13 protein-coding genes and 2 tRNA genes are annotated in these 15,813 nt (G+C 43.8%); 8 read left to right on the forward strand and 7 right to left on the reverse strand.

Annotated features, from left to right (window positions below; genetic code table 11):
* Positions 1 to 15 precede the first annotated feature (15 nt).
* Both HXT33_RS01890 and HXT33_RS01895 read right to left on the reverse strand, forming a co-directional pair.
* Entirely contained in the window at positions 16 to 1,248 is a 1,233-nt protein-coding gene (locus tag HXT33_RS01890; RefSeq protein ID WP_004136270.1) for a M20 family metallopeptidase, read from the reverse strand.
* 75 nt (positions 1,249 to 1,323) lie between these two features.
* Positions 1,324 to 1,689 carry an MTH1187 family thiamine-binding protein gene (locus tag HXT33_RS01895; protein WP_116793864.1) on the reverse strand — a complete coding sequence of 122 codons (366 nt, stop codon included), beginning with the start codon at positions 1,687 to 1,689 and terminating at the stop codon, positions 1,324 to 1,326.
* A gap of 138 nt (positions 1,690 to 1,827) precedes the next feature.
* On the opposite strand from HXT33_RS01895, the gene HXT33_RS01900 reads away from it, so the two are divergent.
* The 4 genes from HXT33_RS01900 (at position 1,828) to HXT33_RS01915 (ending at position 6,495) form a co-directional block, all read left to right on the forward strand.
* The gene (locus tag HXT33_RS01900; RefSeq protein WP_004136274.1) at positions 1,828 to 3,348 is read left to right on the forward strand and encodes a glycine--tRNA ligase; all 1,521 of its coding nucleotides are present in this window, start codon (positions 1,828 to 1,830) and stop codon (positions 3,346 to 3,348) included.
* 78 nt (positions 3,349 to 3,426) lie between these two features.
* Complete coding sequence (gene dusB / locus HXT33_RS01905; RefSeq protein ID WP_004136276.1) at positions 3,427 to 4,581, forward strand: tRNA dihydrouridine synthase DusB; 1,155 nt, start codon at positions 3,427 to 3,429, stop codon at positions 4,579 to 4,581.
* A 213-nt stretch (positions 4,582 to 4,794) separates the two neighbouring features.
* Positions 4,795 to 6,006, forward strand: coding sequence for a cell division protein FtsZ (gene ftsZ / locus HXT33_RS01910; RefSeq protein WP_032837773.1), 1,212 nt, complete (start codon positions 4,795 to 4,797; stop codon positions 6,004 to 6,006).
* Between the two features lie 24 nt (positions 6,007 to 6,030).
* Complete coding sequence (locus tag HXT33_RS01915) at positions 6,031 to 6,495, forward strand: cell division protein SepF (RefSeq protein ID WP_004134563.1); 465 nt, start codon at positions 6,031 to 6,033, stop codon at positions 6,493 to 6,495.
* A gap of 64 nt (positions 6,496 to 6,559) precedes the next feature.
* On the opposite strand, the gene trmB is transcribed toward HXT33_RS01915, so the two are convergent.
* Entirely contained in the window at positions 6,560 to 7,378 is an 819-nt protein-coding gene (trmB, locus tag HXT33_RS01920; RefSeq protein WP_119520508.1) for a tRNA (guanosine(46)-N7)-methyltransferase TrmB, read from the reverse strand.
* A 510-nt stretch (positions 7,379 to 7,888) separates the two neighbouring features.
* On the opposite strand from trmB, the gene HXT33_RS01925 reads away from it, so the two are divergent.
* The 3 genes from HXT33_RS01925 to HXT33_RS01935 all read left to right on the forward strand — a co-directional run bounded on the left by HXT33_RS01925 (position 7,889) and on the right by HXT33_RS01935 (position 9,113).
* Positions 7,889 to 7,960 (forward strand) — tRNA-Glu (locus HXT33_RS01925).
* 269 nt (positions 7,961 to 8,229) lie between these two features.
* Complete coding sequence (locus HXT33_RS01930; protein ID WP_410314629.1) at positions 8,230 to 8,955, forward strand: ECF transporter S component; 726 nt, start codon at positions 8,230 to 8,232, stop codon at positions 8,953 to 8,955.
* A gap of 84 nt (positions 8,956 to 9,039) precedes the next feature.
* Positions 9,040 to 9,113: transfer RNA gene (locus HXT33_RS01935), tRNA-Ile, on the forward strand.
* 75 nt (positions 9,114 to 9,188) lie between these two features.
* On the opposite strand, the gene HXT33_RS01940 is transcribed toward HXT33_RS01935, so the two are convergent.
* Both HXT33_RS01940 and HXT33_RS01945 read right to left on the reverse strand, forming a co-directional pair.
* Complete coding sequence (locus HXT33_RS01940) at positions 9,189 to 10,085, reverse strand: carbohydrate kinase family protein (RefSeq protein WP_004136280.1); 897 nt, start codon at positions 10,083 to 10,085, stop codon at positions 9,189 to 9,191.
* Positions 10,086 to 10,368: 283 nt separating this feature from the next.
* Positions 10,369 to 11,964 (reverse strand): aminopeptidase P family protein, encoded by a 1,596-nt coding sequence (locus HXT33_RS01945; RefSeq protein ID WP_421787348.1) that lies wholly within the window; start codon positions 11,962 to 11,964, stop codon positions 10,369 to 10,371.
* A gap of 270 nt (positions 11,965 to 12,234) precedes the next feature.
* Between HXT33_RS01945 and HXT33_RS01950 the strand changes: the two genes are divergently transcribed.
* The gene (locus HXT33_RS01950) at positions 12,235 to 13,692 is read left to right on the forward strand and encodes a bifunctional folylpolyglutamate synthase/dihydrofolate synthase (protein ID WP_004128692.1); all 1,458 of its coding nucleotides are present in this window, start codon (positions 12,235 to 12,237) and stop codon (positions 13,690 to 13,692) included.
* Between the two features lie 32 nt (positions 13,693 to 13,724).
* Here the strand turns inward: HXT33_RS01950 and HXT33_RS01955 are convergent, their stop codons facing one another.
* Positions 13,725 to 14,450 carry an aspartate/glutamate racemase family protein gene (locus HXT33_RS01955; protein WP_004136284.1) on the reverse strand — a complete coding sequence of 242 codons (726 nt, stop codon included), beginning with the start codon at positions 14,448 to 14,450 and terminating at the stop codon, positions 13,725 to 13,727.
* A gap of 42 nt (positions 14,451 to 14,492) precedes the next feature.
* On the reverse strand, positions 14,493 to 15,734 hold the full coding sequence (locus tag HXT33_RS01960) for a carboxylate--amine ligase (RefSeq protein WP_119520502.1): 1,242 nt from the start codon (positions 15,732 to 15,734) through the stop codon (positions 14,493 to 14,495).
* Positions 15,735 to 15,813 lie beyond the last annotated feature (79 nt).

The following is a 15,813-nucleotide window of genomic DNA, read 5'->3' on the forward strand; positions in this document are numbered from 1 at the left end:
TCCCACTAAGATTTGTTACTTTTCGCTAGCGAGCCAAGCGCAAGCTGCTACGACTGCAGCTTCTAATCCGCGATTAAGAGTGGGCTGCAAATCTGGGGCGAATGCCGGATTGTGATTTCCAGGAGCATTCTGCATATCCGCAAAACCACCTAAGCCCCAGTAAGCGTAAGGAGTTTTAAAAGCGTTCGCGACTATAGAAAAATCTTCCGAAGCAGAAGCGCGCGAAATATCTACAGAATCTTCTCCAAAGTATTCATCAAAAGCTTTACGCACGCGCAAAGATGCATTCTGATCATTATTCGTAAGCGGATAGTGATCAGAATACGTAAACTCTGGTTCTTTAGGACATCTTGCAAGCTCGCACTCTCCACGCACAATTCGTTCAATAGCATTGTGCACAAATTCTTGAGTATCTTCGCTATAAGTTCTTGTGTTAATTAAAAGCTCGGCGTCATCAGGAATAATATTCGACTTACTTCCTGCATTAAGCGCGCCAACTGTAACAATTGCGTAATCTTTAGCTGCAAGTTCGCGAGAAACAATCGTCTGCAATTTAAGCACAATTGATGAAGCAACAACCACCGGGTCAACGCTCAACTCGGGCATAGAACCATGCGAACCTTTACCAAAAATGTGCACGCGAATCGAAGCTGCAGTAGTTAAGAACGCGCCCGGACGAATACCGACTGTTCCTGCAGGAATAGCACCCAACACATGCTGACCAAGGTAAACGTCGGGCTTTGCAATCATGCTCGTAATGCCATTTTCCACCAAGTCTTTTGCGCCTTGAGCTGTTTCTTCTCCAGGCTGAAAAACGCCAATGTACGTTCCTCTCCAAGCATCTTTATGTTCATTAAAAGCCTTCAAGGCACCAAGTAGGCTGGAAATATGAAAATCGTGACCGCAAGCGTGTGAAACTCCAACCGTTTTGCCATTTTCGTCTTGCGTGCTAACTGTTGAAGTGTAATCTTTTCCTGAATTTTCTTTAATTGGAAGCGCATCGATATCCGCTCTCATAGCAACAACAGGACCTTCGCCGTTTTTAATCTCTGCCACAACGCCTGTTTTTCCAACTCGTTTTGTTTCAATCCCAGCTTTGCTAAGAATATCAATAATTGTTTGAGCTGTATGATCTTCTTTCATTGACAGTTCAGGATGTTGATGAAAGTATTTGTATTGTTTTTCTCGTTCTGCTTGGGTTTCATCTAAATCGGATAATATTTTCTGAACTGCCGTAAGTTGCAGCATAAATTCCTGCTTTCCTTTGTTGTATTATAACTTTTTTGAGTTTTGAGATTATTTGAGATTATTTGATTTCAGTTTTTATTCTTCTTTATTCCGTTCGTCGAGAATTTTATCTACAAGAGCAGCTTTTGCGTCAATTTGATTGCTAAAACCAGGGCGAATGTCTAGCTTTAGAATTACGCCAGTTCGGTATCCTTTATTAACTAGCGTCATAGTTGCGTCACGAACAACGTGCATAACGTCATCAAATTCGCCCTCAATATTCGTGAACATTGCGTTAGTTTCGTTTTTTAATCCAGAATCGCGAATAACTTTCACAGCATCCGCAACGTACTCGCTTAACTCGTCACCAACTCCGCTTGGAGCAATGCACAACGCCGCAACAGTGTTAGTTTTGTGAGCGTTTGCATTGTCTTTTGTATTCTCGCTATTATTTTCGCTCATAGTAATTCCTTTAAACTCGCGCAACAGCAAACGAACTGCAATATTTATGTTATTTTGATAATTCTACAAGCGTCACAGGGTTTTTCTATAATTAACACCGTTTCACCCGAATTTTCTAGTTTTACGAAAAGGTGTATTGTGGCTGTTTCAAAGCTTGATGAAGTCGTGTCCTTGGCTAAGCGTCGAGGTTTTGTGTTCCCAGCTGGCGAAATTTACGGTGGCACGCGCTCCGCGTGGGATTATGGTCCGTTGGGCGTTGCGTTAAAGGATAATATCAAGCGCGAATGGTGGCGCTACATGGTAACCACGCGCGGCGATGTTGTTGGCGTGGATACTTCCGTTATTCTGCCTTCGCAAGTTTGGGTTGCTTCCGGTCACGTTTCCGTGTTTAACGATCCTTTGATTGAGTGCTTGAACTGCCATAAGCGTCATCGTGCAGACAAGTTGGAAGAGTCTTATGCCGAAAAGCATGGCGATAAAATGCCAGAAAACGGCTTAAAAGATATTGCTTGCCCAGATTGCGGAACTCGCGGAAACTGGACTGAGCCACGTGACTTCAACATGATGCTTCGCACGCATTTAGGCCCTGTTGAAGACGAAAACAGCTTGCACTATTTGCGTCCAGAAACAGCTCAGGGTATTTTCGTTGATTTTAAGAACGTCATGACTTCTACTCGTCAAAAGCCGCCTTTTGGTATTGCAAATATTGGTAAGTCTTTCCGTAACGAGATTACGCCTGGAAACTTTATTTTCCGCACTCGTGAGTTCGAGCAGATGGAAATGGAGTTCTTCGTAGAGCCTGGAACGGACGAAGCTTGGCATCAGTATTGGATTGACACTCGCGTTCGCTGGTATGTGGATTTGGGTGTGAAGCCAGAAAACTTGCGCATGTATGAGCATCCTAAGGAGAAGCTCAGCCACTATTCCAAGCGCACTGTCGATATTGAATACAAATTCGGCTTCCAAGGTTCGGACTGGGGAGAGCTTGAAGGTATTGCAAACCGTACTGACTACGATTTGTCTGCTCATGCCAAGCATTCTGGTGAGGATTTGAGCTACTTTAACCAGGCTACTGGCGAAAAGTACGTTCCTTACGTTATTGAGCCTGCGGCTGGTCTTACGCGCTCGCTTATGGCGTTCTTGGTTGATGCTTACGATGTTGATGAAGCTCCAAACACTAAGGGCGGCGTTGACAAGCGTACTGTTCTTAGACTTGACCCTCGTTTGGCTCCTGTTAAGGCTGCAGTGTTGCCTTTGAGTAAGAAGCCAGAATTGCAGTCTGTTGCTCAAGATTTGGCTGCGGATCTTCGCCAGCATGATTGGGTTATTGATTATGACGAAGCAGGCGCTATTGGCCGCCGCTATCGTCGTGAGGACGAAATCGGTACTCCTTTGTGCGTAACAGTTGACTTCGATACTTTGGAAGATCATGCTGTTACTATCCGCGAGCGCGACACTATGCAGCAAGAGCGCGTTTCTTTGGACAAGGTTGCAGATTACGTTGCTAGCCGCATTAACGAGAAGCGCGTTAAATATCCGCAAGGACCTGTTGAGATTGTTGGCACTCGTTCGGCTGACGGCGCTACGGATGTTGCTAAAGAAGCAGGCGAAGACGAGTCTAAGCCTGTTAAAATCGCGACTGCTGGCGGCTTGTACTAAATCGCGCTTAAGTATCGTTTAAGTGTAGCTTAAGCATTAAAGCAAAAATATTATTAAAGTGAATGGAGTTAAAGCAATATGAATTTTTCTATAAAACCAGTGGATTTAGGGAAAGTTCATATTGCTACTCCTGTTGTTTTGTCTCCAATGGCTGGAATTACCAACTGGCCATTTCGCGTAATCTGCCGAGAATTTGGTCCGGATGGGCTTTATGTAGCAGAAATGATTACGGCTAGAGCATTAGTTGCACGAAATCCAAAAGCTCTTAGACTTTGCCGTTTTGCGCCTAGCGAAAAAGTGCGCTCGCTGCAACTTTATGGTGTTAATCCTTCTATTGTAGAGCAGGCTGCTCGAATTGTTGTTGACGAAAACATGGCTGACCATGTTGACTTAAACTTCGGCTGCCCAGTTCCTAAAGTTACAAGACGCGGCGGCGGTTCTGCTCTTCCTTGGAAAACTGATTTGTTGCAAGAAATTTTGCATCGCGTTGTTTCTGTTTGCGAACCTGCAGGAATCCCTGTTACGGCAAAATTCCGTGTTGGTATTGACGAGAGTCATGAAACTTTTATTCAAGCGGGTCATATTACGCAAGAAGAAGGATGTGCTGCTGTAACTTTGCATGCTCGCACAACTTCAGAATATTATGGCGGTCATTCAGACTGGCAGCGTATTGGGGAGCTTGTTGAGGCGCTTGATATTCCCGTTTTTGGCAACGGTGATATTTGGGGTGCGCAAGATGCGATTGCAATGTTTAAAGAAACTGGTTGTGCTGGCGTTGCTATCGGTCGAGGATGCCAGGGTAGGCCTTGGATTTTTGCAGATATTCGTAACGCTTGTGCGGGCAGTAGTGAGCGCGTTAATCCAACTTTGGCGGAAGTTGGCTCAGTGATTTTGCGCCACTTAAATCTTTTGGTTGAGTTTTATGATGGCGACGAGCGTATGGCTGTTCACGATTTGCGTAAGCATATTGCTTGGTATTTAAAGGGCTTTCCGGTTGGGGGAGGAACTCGCAAAAACTTTATGGAATGCGAGTCTATTGAGGATGTTAATCGCAATCTCAACATGCTCGATGGCTCTCTTCGTCTGCCGGAACAAGTGTTAGACACGCCGCGCGGGCGCGTGCGTTTTGCTAAAAAAGTTCATTTGCCATACGGTTGGTTGGATTCTCGTACTACAAGTCACGAGGAGCGCGAAGCCTTGTTTGGCGACGACCCAATGGATGCTAGTTACTAGAGTTTTCTAGGCTTTTGGCCATTTTTATATGCTGATTATTTTGCGATTATCTTGTGATTATTCAAAGAAAATTACCGGCTATGTATATTTGCATATAGCCCGGTGTATTATCAAATCAGTGACATTTTTTCAGTTTATTGTTAAAACGTCGTCAGTATCGAGCGTTTTGCGCTAAAATATTGTGTAAACGTGCGTGAGTGACAGGAGAAAACGGTGAGCGAGATTGCCCAGACTGACAATTTCAACGACAAAACCATCATCAAGGTAGTCGGCGTCGGTGGTGCCGGCGGTAACGCCGTCAATCGGATGATCAGCGAGGGTCTACAGAATGTAGAATTTGTAGCCATTAATACTGACGCTAAAGATTTACTGCGTTCTGATGCTGATGTAAAGATTTCATTATCGGACGCTTCAAGCCGAGGTCTTGGTGCTGGTGCTGATCCTGAGAAGGGTGCAAAAGCTGCACAGGATCATCAATCAGATATTGAAGAAGCACTTAAGGGCGCTGATATGGTGTTCGTTACCTGCGGCGAAGGCGGCGGTACAGGCACTGGTGCTAGCCCAATAGTTGCTCGTGCTGCGCATCAGCAGGGTGCTTTAACTATTGCAGTTGTTACGCGTCCATTCGGTTTTGAAGGCCCGCAGCGTGCTGCATCTGCAAAACTTGGTATCGAAAATCTTCGCAAAGAAGTTGATGCGTTAATCGTAATTCCAAACGATCGTCTTTTGGAAATTTCGGATCGCACAATCGGTATTATTGAAGCATTTAAGACGGCAGATACCGCATTGCTTGCTGGCGTTCAAGGTATTACGGATTTGATTACCACAAATTCGTACATTCATGTGGACTTCTCCGATGTTACCGCTATTTTGCGCGGCGCAGGTACAGCACTCTTCGGCATCGGTTCTGCAAAGGGCGAAGATCGTGCAACTCAGGCTGCCGAAATCGCTATCAGCTCGCCTCTTCTTGAGGAAAGCATTGAAGGTGCTCACGGTGCTTTGATTAACATCGCAGGCCCAAGCGATTTGAAGCTTCAAGAAGCGTCTGCTGCAACTGAGCTTGTTCGTAAGGCTATTCATCCAGAAGCACAAATTATTTGGGGTCTTTCCTTGGATGATTCCTACGGTGACGAAGTGCGTGTGACTGTTATTGCTGCAGGTTTCGACGCTCACTCTAAGTCGGAAGAATCTTCAGCAACAGCCGGCCAGTTTGTTGATATGCAGGCAGATGTAAAGTCTGTTGCTCCAGCAAAGTCTACTTCTGCTATGAGGGAAGAATCTGCTGCTACACAAGCAGAGCAGCCTGCTTCTGTGCCTTCTATGTTTGATACTGCAGCAAATCAGCAGTATGCATCTAATCCAGAACCTGCTCAGCCGCAGTCTTCTGAACCTGATGAACTAGATATTCCTGATTTTTTGCGTTAGGTGTAACGAGAGGAGGGTGGCTTCATGGCTAGCTTTATGAAGAACGTAATGTCGTACGTTGGTATGGCAGATGTTCAAGAAGATGATGATTATGTTGAAGCTGATGTTCCAGAAACTTCCTTTGACAACGATCGATCGGTAACACCTGTTGCGTCGCAGCACGGAGACGATTCTCGCTCTAGTGGCACTTCTGCTCGCGCAAGTCTTAATCGCATGAGTCGTATTACTACCATTCACCCAAAGTCTTATGACGATGCGCAAATGGTTGGTCGCGCTTTAAGAGATGGCGTTCCAGTAGTGCTTAATTTAACTGGTGTAACTGAGTCTGTGGCGTATCGAATTGTTGATTTCTCTGCTGGCGTAGTATTCGGCGTGCGCGGTTCTATTGAGCGTGTAACTCCTCGCGTGTTCTTGCTCAGTCCTGCACAAGTGAATATTAAAGTAGAGGATGCTCCAAACGGCAATACTGCTCGAGACTTGTTCTCTTAAAGCGTATTACGCAATAAAAATCTTAATTAAGCAGCGTTTGTTTAACACTTTCGCTGCTTTTTATTTATTGCGCAAGATAAGTGAAGTCGTGAATCGTGCGACCAGCATCCAAACCTTTACGCTCAAAATTAGTAAGAACTCGACCAGCAAAGCGCTCAGATTCGTTAAAATCTGCGTGTGGAAGAGCTGCTGCAGTATCGGCAGTACCTTTTCCAACATGCTCAATTGGAAGGCTTACGCTTAATTCGCCAATGTTCGCGAAATCTTCGCGAGAATCCATAACCTCATGCACGTGCAAAGCATAGTCCTCAATATCTGTAGCAATGCGCCAAACGCCCTCTTTACGCAACGCCTGGTGGATTGTAGAGGCAAGCTCTGGTTGCACAATACGACGCTTATGGTGACGCATCTTAGGCCATGGATCCGGGAAGAAAGTCCAAACTTCTTCTAAAACTCCGCGGTCACAAGCTGCGAAGAAATCAGGAGCGTTAATTTGCGCAATACGAAGATTAGTTAAACCTTGTTTTCCAGCTAAAAGCATTGTATGAGCAACGCCTGGATCATAAACTTCAAGCGCCAAAAAGTTAGTTTCCGGCAAACGTTCTGCTGCAGCAACAACGTTTTCGCCCTGACCGGAACCGATTTCAACAATAAGCGGATTATTATTGCCCCACTTATCTTTAATCCAATCATGCGTAATGTGCAAATTTTCGCGCAATCTAAAAGAGCCAGGAGCTTCAGTAACATCTAGTAAGTACTGACTTGCATAACGCTCCTGAGCGTGCTGTAAACGCGCATCTAAGCGTCCAGAACGACGCACAAACGACAATACAGTGCGTTGCTTGGCTTGCATAGTGTTTTCGTTTTCATTTTCACTGCTCATTAGATTACTTTCGTTATTCGGCTATACGCTTTTAGTTAAATTCACATGACTTTAGTCATGCTCGAACTCTTGTTTTATGCTACCAAAAAGTATACATCACTGCTCTGCTGATGCTGATTTCTGTTGATTAGCGAACATTAGCATTAGCGCTGCCGCACACACCACACCAAGCACTCTTCCTGCCACACCAAAAAACAACGGTGGGTGAATTTACGAGTGAGGGGTGGGTGTTGCTTGGTCGAGCAATATAAAAGCGGAGCGATAGTAATATCTTTTTGATAAATAAATATTTTTGAAAGAAAGTAAGTAAAAAACTAAACTTAACTATGCAACCACTAAGTCCAAATAAGGTATAAGAGCGTAGCGCTGCGAGACAAGCAACACCCATCACTCACAGCCACATCTCATAACCACCGTAAACACACACGCAATTAAGACGTACTTAATCTCAACACGCCGTAAGTTGCGCGACTCTTTTCTGAGTGTTAGTATCATATGGTTTGGTTCGAAGCCCCCTTCGTCTAACGGTTAGGACACCAGACTTTCAATCTGACAACAAGAGTTCGACTCTCTTAGGGGGTACAAATTAGAGCACCGCTGAAATCTCAGCGGTGTTTTTTGTTTTTGATTGCATCTTGCTAAAGTTTGGCCTATAACCCCTATAATCCTAGATTTCTGCGGTTTTATATTGCGTTATAACTTACTTTGATAACGCAAATTTGTTATAGCATGTGTTTCTTTTGTTTAAGGTGATAGACTTACTCGTTGGTGCTTCTGCCCGGGTTGCGTAGGTCAGGAAGTGCTCAGTTAAGTATTTACAATGCGCAGCATTTTAAGATAAAGGATTTCTTATGAGCAATATTTTTAACACGAATATTGATAATAGTATTGATAGTGATGAAGCGAAATCATCTACTTCTGTAGATTCTGCAACTTCTGCAACTACTGTAACGGATAGTGCGAATGCTAAAGCTAATCCGGAGCCTTCAATTGTTGCTAATTTGCGTTGGCGTGTGGCAGATATTGCTTTGGGAGCTGCTTTATCTGCTGTTTTTGGCGTTATTTTGTGCGGATACGGCTTGGTGTTTATTCCAATAATTCGTACTCTTAATGCAGCGGTTCTTCCTGGTTTCGCAAGTATTACGCACGGCGTGTGGTATTTGTCTGGCACTCTTGCGCTTCTTTTAATTCGTAAGCCTGGTTCTGCAGTGTATGTGAATGTTGTTGCAGCTTTTGTGCAGGTTTTGCTTGGTTCTCCTTTTAATATTAGGGATACTGTTATTTCTGCTTTGCTGCAGGGTGTTTTTGCGGAAATTCCATTCTTGATTGCTAAGTATCGAAAGTTTAATTTGACTTTGAGTGCTCTTTCTGGTTTGCTTGTGGCTTTTGAGTATGGTGTGTTCTTAAGCTTCACTAAGTATCAGGCTAAATCTCCTACTTATATTACGATTCATATGATTACAGAGCTTATAAGCGGATTGCTGCTTTCCGGCGTGCTTGTGTGGTTTGTTTACTTGGCTTTGCGCGCAACTGGTGCTCTTGATAACTTTGCTTCCGGACGAACTGAGCGCGTGTGATGCTTTTTATTTGAGTTCGACTCACTTAGGTTGGCGACGTTTATGGGTATGTGCTAATCTAGTCGTTGCTAACTTTGTTAGCGTGGGGCTTTAGCTCAGTCGGTTAGAGCAACGGACTCATAATCCGTCGGTCCAGGGTTCAAGCCCCTGAGGCCCCACGAACTAAATAACGCCACTTCATAGGTTATGAAGTGGCGTTATTGATTTTATGAGTTAAATTTTATTTTTTATTTTTATTTTCCGGCTTTTGCTAAATAATCCGGTATTTGTTTAGGATACTTTGGCCATGCGCCTTCCTGAGTGCATACGAATGCAGCGGTATTAACGGCTGCTCGATGCGCTTCTTCGAGACTTTCGCCTTTAAGAATATGTGCTGCGAATGTTCCTGAGAACGAGTCCCCAGCACCAACTGTGTCAAGAACATCAACGTGTGGCGTTGGAATAGTAGAGCTTTCTCCGGTGCTAGTAGTAATCGTACTAAAAGTAGAGCCGCCTGTAAGAATCACATAATCTAGTGCGTAACGAGCTTGGAACCACTTGCAAGCTTCCTCGTCTGAAGTGTCGCGAATATTGAACATGTCTCTAAGTAGGAACAGTTCAGAATCGTTAAGCTTAAAAACGGTGGCTTGCTGAAGAAGAGTATCAATAAGTTCCTTAGAATAGTGGTCGCTTCGAATATTTATGTCGAAGAACTTCATTGCTCCAGGCTTAGTATGCTTTAACAATTGTAAAATTGTGTCGTGAGTTTCTTGAGAACGTAAGCTTAGAGTGCCAAAGCATACCGCATCTGCTCGTTCTACTAAATCAATGAGCTCTCGAGTGTAAAGAATATGATCCCATGCTATATTTCGCAGAATAGTGTACTCTGGTATTCCCTTTTTTAGCGTTACTTCCACAGTGCTTGTTGGCCACGCGTTGCGTTGAATAATTGATGTGATTCCGGCTTTGTTCACTTTGTCAATCAGCTCGTCGCCGAGTTGGTCTTGACCAACAGCACTAATCATGCAACTTTGCGCTCCGTGGCACTGTGCATGATATGCAAAATTTGCTGGCGCTCCGCCAACACGTTTTCCGTGTGGAAGTAAATCCCATAAAAGTTCGCCGAGTGAAAGAACAATTGGCTTAGTCATAATATTCCTTTCGCGCGCGTCAGTGCAGCAAGTTTGTAGAGCTATACTTTTATAAATATCTTCTCGCTTCTTCAAAAGCATTTTGGTGCAAATTTTGCTTGTAAAAATGCTACATAAACAATTATGGTGTGCCCTTGCGATAAGTAACATGCGCAATGCATGTTACGTTTCTATAGAGCGCACCATAAGTGCCATATTGTGTACGTTTAACTTAACTTATGCTGGCGTACTATATTTATTATTATTTCGTTTTATTATATTTTTTATTATTTTAATTTATTGATTAATGCTGAAAAATATCACTTTTGTGAGCTTGCTCGGCCATCCATGCTTCTACGTCATCGATTTGCTTTGGAATGTCAATAGAAAGCCATTCTGGACCGTTTTCAGTCATCAGAACATCGTCTTCAATACGAATTCCAATTCCGCGCATTTCTTCCGGTAGCATCAAATCGTTAGACGCAAAGTATAATCCTGGCTCAATTGTAAAGATCATGCCTGGAGTAATTTTTGCGCCTTGATAAGACTCGTAGCGTGCTTGAGCACAGTCGTGCACGTCCAAACCAAGATGATGAGCAACGCCGCACGCATGCCAGCGTCGATGCTGTTGGCCTTCTGGAGACAGTGATTCTTCAACGCTTACCTTCAAAATTCCCCATTCGTGCAAGTGTTCTGCAAGCACGCGCATGCAGGCGTGGTGAATATCTGAGTAGGTTGCGCCCGGCTTAGCAGCCTCAAAACCAGCTTGCTGAGCGTCAAGAACGCACTGGTAAAGCTTCTTTTGCAAGTCGGTAAACTTGCCGTTTGTTGGGAAAGTGCGTGTAATGTCAGCAGTGTAGAGGCTGTTAACTTCAACGCCGGCATCAATAAGTAGCAATTCTCCGCTGGAAACAACGCCAGTATTGCGCATCCAGTGCAAAATTGGCGCGTGCTTGCCGGAAGCAACAATAGTGTCGTAGCCTACTTCGTTTCCTTCCTCGCGAGCAACGGAATTAAAAGCACCCTCAATCATGCGCTCGGAATGCTCATGACCTAAAGCATTAGGCAAACGCGTAAGCATGCGGTCAAAACCAAGTTTTGTGGCTGCAATAGCTTTGCGCATTTCTCGAATTTCGTAATCGTCTTTAAGCATGCGTGCCTCTGCAGCAAATTCGTGCAGTTTGTCGTCAGCGGAACTATTAGCGTCTTCGTCTGTAAATCCGCTTGCTTCGCGCATTGTTTCAACTTTTGCGGTAAGCTCCGGGTCGGTTTCTCGAATAATTCGAACGCGAACGCCTTCGCCATTTGCGTCGTCGCTTACGTTCTTGGAAATAGCGTCGTCAAGTTCAGCAATATCGCGCGTTTCAATACCGGTCATGGCTTTAAGTTCTTTTAAGCCTGCGCGTGGGCCAACCCAGTATTCTCCGTAGTGTGGATCCCTATAAAATGCTGAGGTGCTGTTATCTGCGCGTGGGGCTACAAAAAGCTCTGGAATATGATTTTTGCAGGCTTTAGCTTCCTTGCTGTCTTCGTCTACCGGTTCCATAACAAGTACGGCTCCAGCCTCGTAATCTTGACCCAAGCCAGTATAGTAGGCAAAAGTCGTGTCTGGGCGGAAAGCGTAATCGCAATCGTTATTGCGTACCTTTGGCTGTCCTGCAGGAATAATTAAGCGTTCTCCTGGGAAGCGCTTTGAAAGTGCGTCTAAACGTGCTGTAATATACTTGCTGGATTCAAGAGGCTTAACTTCTGGCTCCTGATTATCCCAGCTGCTTGTCATAAAATCTTTAAAAGAATCGCTATTTGGTCGAAGAGAACGATTGTTAACGCGGTCTTCCGCCTTTTGTGTACCGTCAGATTTTAATTCTTCACCGTGCTCTGTTGGCGTATTTTCTGCCATTATGCGACTCCTTAACACTTCTTTTTGTGTGTAAATAAAAATAAACTAGGAATTAAACTAGACAATAACTAACATAGTCTTATTTACTGTTTTGCGCGAGTTTTTTGGATTAAAAAGATCAGATTTTATATGTAATTTACAAAGTGTGTTGATGAAAGTTTTGTTATGTGAATATTGTCACAATATTTCATTGGGTTTCTGTTGTTGGCATAAACTAATCTATATATTTGGAAAATGAGTAAGTGAGCACAAAATTAGGGGAGTGCAGTTATGTCTATGGAACATCCAAATTGCAATAATGAGCGAATTGTTGATATTGAGCGCAATATTATGAGCCGCGCTCCTGAGCATAATAAAACTAATCTTGATTTAGACAGAATGCGCTTAATTCTCGATATTCTTGGGCATCCAGAAAAGTCTATGCACGTTATTCATATTACTGGCACGAATGGCAAGGGTTCTACTGCTCGCATGGCTGAGTCGTTGTGCCGAGCATACGGTTTGCGCACTGGTCTTTACACTTCTCCACATCTAGAGCGCATAAACGAGCGCATTATGATTGATGGTCAAGAAATCAGCGACGACGATTTTATTGATGTTTGGGATCAAATGAAAGATATTATCGACATGGTTGATGCTCGTATGGAGGCTGACGGTAAGCCAAAAATGAGCTTTTTTGAAGTGCTTACAGCCATGGCAATTTGGGCTTTTGCGGATGCTCCTGTTGATGTTGCTGTAATGGAAGTTGGCATGGGTGGCGAATGGGATGCTACGAATGTTATGGACGCGGATGCTGCAATTATTGGCCCTGTGGATATGGATCACATGCAGTGGCTTGGAAACACTGTTGAAGAGATTGCGCGCACAAAAGCTGGCATTATTAAGCCAAATTGCACTGTAATTTTAGGTCCTCAGCCGCATGAGGATAAGGTTTTGCCAATTATTAAGGAAGTTGCTGAGAGTAATAATGCTAAATTATTGCGCGATTCTTCTTATGGTGACGGCGAGCTTGAAGTTGTTTCTCGTACTCCTGCAGTTGGCGGCCAGCTTGTTACCTTGCGCACGCCTCTTGGCACTTATGAGGATGTTCCAATAGATAAGTTTGGTAAGCATCAGGCGCATAATGCTTTGGCGGCGCTCGCTGCGGCTGAAGTTGTGCTACCGGTAAATGGAGCTTTAGATGGCGATTTGGTTGCTGAAGCTTTAAGCCAGGTTAAGGTTCCGGGTCGTATTGAGCAGGTTCGTACTTCGCCGACGATTATTGTTGACGGTGGTCATAATGTGAATGCTGCTGAGTCTCTTCGTGAAACTATTGAAGAAAACTATCATTTTGAGCAGCTTATTGGTGTTGTTGCAATGATGGCAGATAAGCAGGTTGAAGAATACTTGGGTGTTCTTGAGCCTATTTTGACGAAGATTATTGTGACTCGTAATTCTTGGCGCGACCGCGTAATGGATCCGGAAGAGCTCGAAAAGATTGCTGTAGGCGTGTTTGGCAGGGATCGCGTGATTCGTGTTGACGAGCTTCCGGATGCTATTCAAACGGCTGTGAATCTTGTTGATGAAGACGATGAGCTTGGCGTTGGCTACGGTCACGGCGTGCTTATTTGCGGAAGCTTTGTTACGGCAGGGGATGCTCGCACAATGCTTGTTGAGCATGTGAATCCGGACTTAAAAAAGCCAAAAGATCAGCGCGTTGCAATTCACCCGAATATTGACGAGTCTTGAGAATCAAGCTTCTTATTTAGCTGCTTAATTTGCTAATTTCGCAAAGCTTTAGCTTTTTCTACAGTATCTTTTACGAGTACTGCTTGAGCGTCAACTAAAGGAATTTGCGGAAGAGGGAAAGCTTCATTTAGCACGCTAAGCTCTGTGCATCCTAAAATAAGTGCGTCGCAACGGCATGCTCCAGAAGGGTCTAGCATATCGCTTAAAACGGATTCGTAACGGTGAAAATCAAGGTCTCCTGTGCCTTTTACGTCATCGTAAATAAGCGAAGTAATACGTTTCTGCAAGTCGTCGTCTGGAGCTACAAACGTGTATCCCGCTTCTTCAATAGCGCGCTGATACACTCCTGCTTTACGAGATCCTGCAGTGCCTAAAAATCCAATGCGCTTGCAACGAGCAGTAGGGTAGCGTCGAGCAATTTCGGCCACGGCGCCTCGAGGCATATGCATAATAGGCACTTTTGTAAGAGCTTGGAACTTATCGTAAAAATAATGTGCCGTATTGCATGTTAATACAATAAAAGAAGCTCCCATTTGCGTTGCTTTGTTAATGTCGTCCGCAAGAACAGGGAATGGGTTTTCTTCGGAATTGCCAACAATATAAGCCGTTCTATCTGGCACAGAAGCGTCGTTAAACACCACATAATCCAAAAACTCTTGATCATTATGAGCATGTGTTTCTTTATTCAGTAAACGAATATAGCTTTCTGTTGCAAGAGTACCCATTCCGCCAAGTACAGCAAAAAACGGCCGTTTCATCGTGTAATTTTCCTTTCGGAACCCATATTGTGCCGGAGTATTTCACGCCTTATTGCGGAAAAATTCAGCATAGCGCTTCTTGTAAATTGAAAACATATGACGAATCATAAGCCAGCGTAGTAGGTTCATATCCTTCTTATATTCTAGCGTAGTGCCCCAATCGCCGCGACTAATCATACTAGTACCACGCTTCTTTTCTTCGCCTTCTGCTACATAATTTAAGAAAATAGAGCGTGGAATTTCCATCCACAATTTTTCTCCACGGCCAAATACAGTATTTCCGTCAAAAGGCTTATGGTCAATTAAATCTTCAACAAAATATTTCGCAATATTAAAGCCGTTTAAAGTCACAAAGTAGCTTGAGCGGCCTTGACGTAAGTTTATTTCAAAAAGTTTATACTCTCCGTCGCGCTCATCGTATTTCATATCAAAATTAGCTACGCCAACGTATTTAATATCTTCTAGGAACGCTTTAATGTTGCGGAAAACTTCCTCATTGTAGTCAGGAATAATAGCAGCGTAATTGCCGACCGCTTCTGGAGTTGGGTCTTCAAGAAGCGGGTGTCCAAGGAACATCATTCGCACATTGTGCTCGCTGTCTACGTATGCGTTTAGAACGCGCATACGGCTATCGTCGCCCGGAATAAAGTCTTGCAAAATCATTTCGCCATCGTAACCGGCTTTATAAGAACGTTGAATAAGAGTATCAAGATCCTCAGGCGTGTTGATAATAAAAGCCTTCTTACGCCCATCAAAATCGACTTTAAGCCATTTGGCGCTATCTGCAGGCTTCATAGCAATCGGGAAATCGAATGGAAGATCTTTGTACGCGCAAGAAGCTACTTCCTCAGCGTTTACTACCTTAGTTTTTGGATGTGCAAGATTGTACTTTTCGCAAGTTTTATAGAACGAGCTTTTAAGGCTAAGCTGTCGGTTTAATTCATTTGGCAAAGTGTGGAAAGCAAAATAGTCGCGCAATTTTTCTCCACACTGGCTTAACAAATTTGCGTAAACATCTCCGCAAGGAATAAGTAGAAGCTTAGTATTTGGATTCTCTTTCTTCCATGATTCTCCAAACGAAAGCATTGTGCTTAAAAATGTTTTAAGCTCGCCAAAATTTGGGACGATTCTCACATCAATAATCTTGCTAAATTTTGTAGGAGAAAGTTGGAAATATGCAAAAGCTATAGAAGTAATACCGTATGCTTCATGGAATGCTCTAGCCATTCCGTAAGCGTTAATATCGCTGCCGAGCAGCACTGGTTGGAATTTTTGATTAGTCATTAATATCTTCTTTATGGTTTATTCGTTCGTTTATTTGTAGCATGTATTCGTAGCGTTTACTTCTACGTTTTTGCAATAC

The organism is Gardnerella sp. DNF00753 (genome assembly GCF_049244275.1).
In the GTDB taxonomy this organism is placed as follows: Bacteria; Actinomycetota; Actinomycetes; order Actinomycetales; family Bifidobacteriaceae; genus Bifidobacterium; species Bifidobacterium greenwoodii.

Coding starts and splice junctions, on each gene's coding strand:
- HXT33_RS01895 (WP_116793864.1), bottom strand. CDS start 1,689: ATGAGCGAAAATAATAGCGAGAATACAAAAGACAATGCAAACGCTCAC.
- HXT33_RS01955 (WP_004136284.1), bottom strand. CDS start 14,450: ATGAAACGGCCGTTTTTTGCTGTACTTGGCGGAATGGGTACTCTTGCA.
- HXT33_RS01890 (WP_004136270.1), bottom strand. CDS start 1,248: ATGCTGCAACTTACGGCAGTTCAGAAAATATTATCCGATTTAGATGAA.
- trmB (WP_119520508.1), bottom strand. CDS start 7,378: ATGAGCAGTGAAAATGAAAACGAAAACACTATGCAAGCCAAGCAACGC.
- HXT33_RS01930 (WP_410314629.1), top strand. CDS start 8,230: ATGAGCAATATTTTTAACACGAATATTGATAATAGTATTGATAGTGAT.
- HXT33_RS01950 (WP_004128692.1), top strand. CDS start 12,235: ATGTCTATGGAACATCCAAATTGCAATAATGAGCGAATTGTTGATATT.
- HXT33_RS01960 (WP_119520502.1), bottom strand. CDS start 15,734: ATGACTAATCAAAAATTCCAACCAGTGCTGCTCGGCAGCGATATTAAC.
- HXT33_RS01945 (WP_421787348.1), bottom strand. CDS start 11,964: ATGGCAGAAAATACGCCAACAGAGCACGGTGAAGAATTAAAATCTGAC.
- HXT33_RS01915 (WP_004134563.1), top strand. CDS start 6,031: ATGGCTAGCTTTATGAAGAACGTAATGTCGTACGTTGGTATGGCAGAT.
- dusB (WP_004136276.1), top strand. CDS start 3,427: ATGAATTTTTCTATAAAACCAGTGGATTTAGGGAAAGTTCATATTGCT.
- HXT33_RS01940 (WP_004136280.1), bottom strand. CDS start 10,085: ATGACTAAGCCAATTGTTCTTTCACTCGGCGAACTTTTATGGGATTTA.